This window comes from Okeania sp., from assembly GCF_983059655.1.
On record NZ_CEZPJD010000341.1, the window covers coordinates 1 to 8,327 of the forward strand.

The 8,327-nt window shown below is 34.6% G+C and carries 7 protein-coding genes; 3 read left to right on the forward strand and 4 right to left on the reverse strand.

All coding sequences use genetic code 11. The annotated features are described in order from the left end of the window. Window positions 1–116 precede the first annotated feature (116 nt). Window positions 117–620, forward strand: a complete 504-nt coding sequence (locus AC3DU7_RS18545; RefSeq protein WP_488040795.1) for a DinB family protein — start codon at window positions 117–119, stop codon at window positions 618–620. 599 nt (window positions 621–1,219) lie between these two features. Here the strand turns inward: AC3DU7_RS18545 and AC3DU7_RS18550 are convergent. The 3 genes from AC3DU7_RS18550 to AC3DU7_RS18560 all read right to left on the reverse strand — a co-directional run bounded on the left by AC3DU7_RS18550 (window position 1,220) and on the right by AC3DU7_RS18560 (window position 6,246). After that, window positions 1,220–2,017 carry a DNA adenine methylase gene (locus AC3DU7_RS18550; RefSeq protein ID WP_488040796.1) on the reverse strand — a complete coding sequence of 266 codons (798 nt, stop codon included), beginning with the start codon at window positions 2,015–2,017 and terminating at the stop codon, window positions 1,220–1,222. A gap of 466 nt (window positions 2,018–2,483) precedes the next feature. Further along, a complete protein-coding gene (locus AC3DU7_RS18555) occupies window positions 2,484–3,893 on the reverse strand; it encodes a reverse transcriptase domain-containing protein (RefSeq protein WP_488040797.1) in 1,410 nt (469 codons plus the stop codon). A gap of 1,195 nt (window positions 3,894–5,088) precedes the next feature. Beyond that, window positions 5,089–6,246, reverse strand: a complete 1,158-nt coding sequence (locus tag AC3DU7_RS18560; protein WP_488040798.1) for a Ycf66 family protein — start codon at window positions 6,244–6,246, stop codon at window positions 5,089–5,091. Window positions 6,247–6,781: 535 nt separating this feature from the next. Here AC3DU7_RS18560 and AC3DU7_RS18565 point away from each other — a divergent pair. Beyond that, entirely contained in the window at window positions 6,782–6,985 is a 204-nt protein-coding gene (locus tag AC3DU7_RS18565; protein ID WP_488040799.1) for a hypothetical protein, read from the forward strand. A 93-nt stretch (window positions 6,986–7,078) separates the two neighbouring features. Further along, window positions 7,079–7,387 carry a DUF6464 family protein gene (locus AC3DU7_RS18570; protein ID WP_488040800.1) on the forward strand — a complete coding sequence of 103 codons (309 nt, stop codon included), beginning with the start codon at window positions 7,079–7,081 and terminating at the stop codon, window positions 7,385–7,387. Window positions 7,388–7,751: 364 nt separating this feature from the next. Here AC3DU7_RS18570 and AC3DU7_RS18575 read toward each other — a convergent pair whose 3' ends face one another. Further along, window positions 7,752–8,312: an NUDIX hydrolase gene (locus AC3DU7_RS18575; protein ID WP_488040801.1), complete on the reverse strand. Its 561-nt coding sequence runs from the start codon at window positions 8,310–8,312 to the stop codon at window positions 7,752–7,754. Window positions 8,313–8,327: the final 15 nt, after the last annotated feature.

Below are 8,327 nucleotides of genomic sequence, written 5' to 3' on the forward strand. Positions count from 1 at the left end.
CATGTCCAGATAATTAACGATCAAAAAACTTTCTCTTTCTTCTTCTATCTTTCCTCCTGACTCCTGACTCTTCCATTAGCTGTTTAACCAGACATGACATTATCCCTTATTTCCTTATGAAAACAACTGATTATTTTCAAAGATTATCTCAATATAATCAATGGATGAACGAAAAAATTTACCAAGCTTGTGCATCCATACCCGATGAAATACGTCGGGAAGATAAGAGAGCATTTTTTAATTCAATTCATGGCACACTCAACCATATTTTATTAGCAGATAAGTTGTGGTTAAGTCGTTTTAAAAATTATACTTTTAAAATTGAATCGTTAAGACAGGAATTAATTGCTGAATTCGATTTATTATGGGAAGAACGTCAAAAAACAGACAAAGAAATTCAGAATTATATCGATTCATTAACAGAGGAAAAGTTGTCTGAACCTTTAACTTTTACAAGTAGGTCTCAGAAACGAGAATGTACATTTCTAGTTTGGTTTTTACTCTTACATTTTTTTAATCATCAAACTCATCATCGTGGTCAACTTACTACTTTAATTAGTCAATGTGGTAAAGATTTCGGAGTAACAGATTTATTGTGGTTACCAGAGGCTGAATTTTAATGAAGTCAGAAATAACTCCTGATGCTCGTTTGAGTATTTATAAACGTCCTAACCTATTTGCATAGTGCTATATCAGGGCTAAAGCCCAACGACAAACAAAAACTTTATTATCCAATTATCCAATAGTGTAGCTCCCTCGGAATAGGTAAATAGGGTTTGCTGAAAAAGTCTTTTTTTAAGGAGTAGGGGAGCGGGAGAGTAGGGGAGTAGAGGAACAGGAAAGTAATTTTTTTTGCCCAACGATGTGCCGAAAATGGTAACTTTTTGAGCATGAACAGCTGAAAATCAGGTACTTTTTCCATACCTAAAAATGCTAAAAGCTCTATCTGTAAAAGCTTTTAGATTTATTTAGCAAGCCCTAAAAAATATACAGCATATTCCAAGCATGAAATACAGGAAGTACAGATATTAATCATTAAATGTTCCCAGTGCGGGCATCTTGCCCGCGAGGGGTTTACCTCAGCAAGGTAGAATCTCCTGTAATATCATGTCCGGATAATCAGTGATAAAAAATCTTTTCCCTTCTAACCTTTTCTTTCCTTCTGCCCCCTGCCTTACCTCCTCTAAAGTGTAAGTATTCAACCGGACATGATATAACTCTACACTGAAAAATTTAAAACTATAATTTCATTAACTTTACCTCTTTTCAAACCTTTAGAATTGATATTTCGTGCTGCCTTAACTATATGAATTTTATCCCGATAATCTTGATATAAATCCATAATAAAATCAGTCTGAGAATTACTCAACATAACTCGGCAACCTTTCTCTGTCAAACTATCAACAACTTGCTTCAATCTTTCCTGTTCATTCCGGTTAAAACCATTCACATCATATCCAGTAAAAGACGCTGTATCAGAAACCGGGTCATAAGGTGGATCGAAATAGACAAAATCATCTTTTTTTGCCTTTTTAACAACCTCTGCAAAATCCGTACTTAATAGTTTTACTTGAGGTTTATTTAAATATTTATTCACAGCTTTTAAAACATCTTCATCTAAGATATTAGGTTTTTTGTATTTGCCAAAAGGAACATTGAATTGACCTTGAGAATTAACTCTAAATAAACCGTTATAACAGGTTTTATTCAAATAGATAATTCTGGCTGCCCTTTCTACTGCTGACAGACTTTTATATTCAGACATACGGTCTAAATTTCTCATGTCATAATAATAATCCGAACTATTTTTTTCTTGATGTTTTTTTAACTCCACAATTAAATCATCCAATGAATCTCTAACTACCTGGTAACAGTTAATTAATTCCGGATTTTTATCATTAATAACTGCCCTAGTTGGTTGTAGTTCAAATAAAAGCGCTCCACCTCCAATGAAAGGTTCATAATAGGTATGCTTTTTTAGGGATTTTTCATCAATATATTTGATTAACTCAGGCAATAATTGTCTTTGTTAGAGTCGAGTGGGATATCACTATCCCAAACTCTCCTTCAAAACCGAACATGAAAGTTCCCCTTCATTCGGCTCCTCCTAGTTAGTTTGTTTGCGAGCGCGATTACCATCTTGAAAAAATTTTCTGATGATGGCAGTAGTAATTAACTGTGCAGGAATTTTTTGTTAACCATATTGTTTTTACCCTCTAAATATTGGAGAGTTATATGGTTTATTTCCAAGTTGTCTTCACTGGTAAAGTATGAGGGAATTATAGGGAATTATATGGTCTATTTCCAGGTTGTCTTCACTGGTAATTATGTAGAATCCGGTTATATAATAACTATGTTTATAATTCTCAGGACTTACGCAAAGGCATTATATATAGAGTCTTGGTGCGTTACGCTAACGCTAACACACCCTACTAATAGCGTTCATGCGTAAGTCCTAATTCTATAATTACTCCCCCACTCCCCTACTCCCAGGCCCCCCTACTCTCCTTATGGTTTCGCAATACTTTCCCGTCTGGTGTGATGAATTTCCATCCTTGTCCTTTATCAACTCCCCAATATTTGTTTACTATATGCTTTTTACCCTGCATGGGTGCACGATAGTATCCCCATCTGAGAAGTTGATGGTATAAGATTTTGTCCATCTTTCTGAAGACTCTTGAACTTACCACAGAGTCATAATAATTGCTCCACTCCCTAATTTTGGGTGTTAGCATTTCTATTAATTTCTCTTGCGATGCATTGCGATACAGTCGGATTGTATTTTTTAGGACTCTGGTATGGCTTTTTATAGCTTCCTTTGCAGGTTTTATGAGAGTTTTAAACCCTAAATTTTTACCATTTCCATCCGTTGCACTATTTATATCTTTGACTGGATATTGCCTGATATTAAACCCTAGATAATCAAATCCTGTCTGGACTTTTCCATCTCCTAGAGTGTGAGCAATTCTTGTTGTTGAGTCTTTTAGTTTGAGACCCATATTTTCCAACCAGTCATTAATAATTTCAAGGCATTCCTCTATCACCTTTTTGCTTTCGTGTAAGATAACAAAATTATCCGCATATCTGTGGAATAGAGGTGGATTGAAATTGATATCGGGTTGTATCTCATAGATGGTATATTTCTGAGAAAATACCTCTTGTAATGCCTCCTGCATTCCATCTAAAGCTATGTTGGCTAATAACGGAGAAATTACACCACCTTTTGGAGTACCATTTTCAGTTTTGTAGAAAACATCTTTTTCCATTACCCCTGCTTTGAGCCATACCTTAATTTGACGGCGCATAGCTGGATAAGTATTGAGTTTATCCAATAATCTTCTATGGTTTATTTGGTCGAAGCACTTTTCTATCTCAGCATCTAGAGCGTAATAACTCGTTTTGTTAATGTCACTGTAGATTGCTGCGATCGCATCTTTGGCACTTCTTTCCGGCCTGAAACCATAAGAGTTATCTTCAAATTTTGCTTCCCATTCTGGCTCTAGAGTTATTTTAGCTAATGCCTGTTTAGCCTGGTCTTTCATTACAGGTGTTTCTAATGGTTTTTTCTCCTGTTTATTTAGCTGAGGAATTTCAATCCTGCGGATAGGTTTAGCTCTGCCATCCAGTTTAATTTTTTGGGCTATCTTAGCTATCTCATCTATGCCTGGAATATTTTTACCAGTATTGTCCTGTATTACTTTCCTGACTGCGAGTAATTTAGCTGATTTTGACTTTACCAGTAGTTTCTGGAGTTTCCTGACAGTTTTGATATCACCATTTAGCGACGCTTTGTAGATTCTTTTCTGAAGGCGAAATACTGCTCTATTAACCGATTTCCAGTTAATATCACTCCATTTCATTTCCACCGTAGTTGTTTCACTCGTATTGGTCATTTTGCCTCTTACTTAGTTCCTACTCTCTAGACTTAGGGATGTCCGTCTGCATATCCTGGAAATTACTCCAGACATTGGCTTTTGACATCATCCTTCCCCAATAAAGTTTATAGCTTGGCTGCCTACTCAATGAGAACTTTATTCGGGTTATTTCGTTCCGTAGAGGTTTTGTCTGGTCGGGTTGGGTTCTGACTATACGCCGAGGAATGCTCTTATGGGTAAGAGAAGGATGTTAATCAGAAAGAGGTAATTCTCTGATTCTCATTCCTAATAGCAGGGAATAGGGAACAGTAGGAAAAACATTTCCCTGTCTAAAGATCATTATCAGTCTATGCCCGTGCCCTATCTGTCTATTGCTATTTTCAATAGAGACTTGACCTATCGTGTCTCTATCTTTGGCTGACGACGCTTCCAATCATCAGTTCACGAATGTTAACCCTTTCGACCTCCCTCGCAGGGATTTAACTTTAGATAGGTTAGTTATCAATGGATAATTGATAATTGATAATTGATAATTGATAATTGGTTAAACTAACTATTGACTACTTGCCTTTTATACTAGGTTTTGTCGTGCAGAATGTAAGCTTCAAAAATGCAAGAAAATAAAAAGAAAATATTTTCCTTAAGTTCAATCCTATCCGCTTTCCAGAAGAGGTAATTATTAATTATTCATTGTTCATTATCAATTATTGAATACCTGCTTTTTATCCCGCTTCACTAATTCGAGCGCCACTCTCCTTAATGGGAATAATGGATTCAATCGAACATCTCGATGCTAGGACTTAAACCTAGAAACTCTCTACAGTTGTAGTCGATCTAAAAAAAAATCAACCCAGGTCATCCCCCGCCCCTAGAAGCAGTTTCGACCTAACGAATCGCACTACCTCCTGCCCATTTTAAAAAAGGTCTAGCTACTGAATTTTTGTTCACTAATGAATACCTCTGTATATAAGAAAAAAAATTATATAGCAGGGAACAGGGAACAGTTAGAAAAACATTTTCTAGTCTAAAATTCGTCATTAATCTATAGTCCTAAGCAAATTAAAACTCAGACAATGCCATATTTCCCTTCTTCCTTCTACTATACAATAAAAAACAGGGAATTTATCTGCTAGTTTCCCTTTAAATTCCCTGAGAATTTTTATTTGTTATTGCTGAATTTTTAGTCTGTGAAATTGTAACTTTACGAATCTATTTACTTGTTTGTACTATCCGTTGATAAATCTGATTCTAAATTCTTATTTTCAGATTTTTCCTTAGAAGAAATGGAAGTATCTTTTGCTTCTGAATTTTCACTATCTTGAATAGTTATTTCATCTGATGAGACTGAACTCTCTTGAGTTTCAAAACTTTCTGCATTAGTCTCTAAAATAGTTTTTTCATCCTCCGTAGATGTAGCTTTTATATCTGAAGATAATGTTGATTCTTCCTCAACTTCTTCCAAAGTAGTCTCTTTTTGTTCATCAGATACTACAGATACTTCTTTTTCTTCTAAAAATTCTGGCTCAGATGAATTTTCTTTTCCATCACTAACTAAATCATTAACTTCAGAAGTAACTTCTTCACTAGAAGCTAATTCTTCTGTCTCAACTTGATTTTCTTTGGATACTAATTCAGAATCTGTATCTGTATTTTTACTATCTTTACCTTTAATTGCGTTTTTAATATTACTCAATAAACCACTAACAGGTGTCAGTAACTGAGAAAAACCACCACCTTTTTTAGATGAACTTTTCTGTAAATTCTGGGGTGTTTCTGAAAAATCTTTCGTCGTATCTGTTATGACATTTTCTTCTGTCATATTTGGCATATCTGCATCTGTTATAACATTTTGTTCTGCCATATTTGTAGGTGTATCTACTTGAGAATCTTGTGTTACATTGCTTGAATCTAAAATAGTTTCAGATGATGCTAATTCAGATTCAATTTCCGCAGGTTTGACTTCATTTTCTATCTCTTGAGTAGAAGTTGCTATTTCCGTAATATCTGATTTTGGGGTAGTATCTACTTCTTCTGTAGATGATGGAGGAATAGTAGTCGATCGTTCTTGAATTTTGCCTTTAGTACTTTTCTGAGTAGATATTTTTGTTTGCTCTGCTACTGGAGTAACTTGGCGACGCAATGTCAGGGTTTGCCAACCAAACCAACCCAATAAAGCTACACTTGCTACTTGCCCCAATAACACTGCACCTGTAATTCTACCTGCACAGAACCATAATATTAAGGCATAGAAAAGACCAACACCACTCCAGATAAAATCATTTTTTCGATGGACTTCTGGAAAGAAAAAGGCCACCAGATATAAGGCTAAACTACCAAGACCAACAGCTAAGGCCAGTATTTTTGTCAGCATAAGTTGAGGTACTCCCACTATATGTATATGGGGTCATTTTATCGTTCAATAGCAGAAGGAAAAAGGAAAAAGGAAGAAGCGGTGCGACCCCGCGACGACACCAGCTCGCTTGCGGAATGCTGACCAAGAGAGGGAATGCGCACTCCTGTGAGGAAGAGGGAAGAAGCAAAGAAGCAAAGAAGGGTTTATTTATCTACGATAGAAAGAAAAATCTGGCGTTATCTGAGTTTTGAACTTTTGATTCTATCCTAACTTTTGCTTCGACTACAAATGCTCAAAGTTAATCAGGAATTACTTTTGACTTCTGACTTCTGACTTTTGACTTGCGCCTAGGGCTATAGATTGTCCCCAGTTTATGAATAATTTCAACTAATTGCTCTTAATTGATTAGTTGATTAAACAGTGATTAAACTCACGATTTTGCCTACTTTCAAGTCACAGACAGTTAGTAAATTTGTTGTGTAATATCTATATATTGCTATAGCCTCCAAACTAATTGTTCTATATTTTAATTAAAATTAAAGGAGGGTTTAAGGTGTGGGAAAAATTTTGGTTAGCAGTTGCTATTACTTTATCTTTACATATATTTTATGGGATAGATTTATCTCATATTAAATTGCCTTTTACTTCTCTAGAACCTGTGGTTAAAGCAGGAAGTGATCTGCCAAAAACATTCTTTTTTAAAAAAACTTCTCCATCTTCAAATCTAACAAATATCAAGGTTTTGATTAACCGATAATCTCAATTTATTTCTTCAAAGGATAAATAATTTTCATTGATATTATTTGTTATGATAGAGTAATTATTAAATAGCAATTTAATTAGAATAAATGTGTTTGAAATTTTACTAATTTTTTTGATAGGCATAACTCCTTGGATAGTTTCTTTATGGATACTGCACAAGTTCAAAGCACGAACTAGAGAAAGACTTATATCTATTAGATTGGCAGTAAACTATACAGGAATACCAACTATATCTAATCAACCAGAACAACAATATATTGAAGGAGTAGGATATATCATAGGAGACTTAAGTTGTAAGTTCAATGCTAGGTCTCCTCTAATTCGTTGTGCTGTTAACCCTCTGGGTCTATGTAAAGATTGTTCTGACTATCAGTCAATAGATACTTCCGGAAAATAGAGAGTAGAGTTCAATAATTGATAATTACTTCTCCCTCAAAGGAAGAGGATTAAATAAAAGGACAATTTTTCCTTGTTTTACCTTGAAAGGAGATGCTTTAAACCTTAATTATGCGGTCATTTCAGTTATCAGTTATCAGTTATCAGTTTATCAGTACCTCTAGCTGTTTGCGAAGCATTCCGTAGGAAAGCAAGAGGCTTGAAGTACGGAATTATTTTTTTTATCCCCTTAAAAGGGGAGGCTTTAGACCACGATTTTTCGGTAAAGAATTGATAATTTCCACGGGATAATTTATTTTATTTTTTATTATTGGAGATTTCTAATAGATACTTAATAATTTAACTGATTAATCGACAGTTAAAAATCAACATTTAGACTTATGCAAATATTCTAATCCTAAAAATGTTGCTGCTACAGTTCCAGAAACACTTATTTCTCCTATCAATATTCTATTAATAACTTCATCGACAGGTATTAGCACTACTTCAATTTCTTCTGTAATATCAAGTTTTTGTTGCTGAGATTGAATAACATTTTCTGCTATAAATAAGTGAATAGAATTTGTATCCTTAACCGGATTATCATATAGAGTTGCTAATTTAATTAATTTATTGGCAATATATCCAGTTTCTTCAGTAAGTTCCCTAGTAGCAGCAACCTCGCCTGTTTCTTCTGCTGGGTTAAAAGCACCTGCAGGTAGCTCTAATAAAACTTCTTTTACTCCATGTCTATATTGACGCACAAATACAATTTCTTGTTGAGGAGTTACAGGAAAAACAAGTGCAATATCTGGTCGAACATTAATAAAAAAATCATCTATGATCGTACCATTTGATAACTCTACTTTATCCTGTCTGACCAGACACCATTTATTATTAATTACGAACCGAGATTGTAATAATTTCCACTTCTTTAAATTAGTCATAATCAGTAGGAGTCA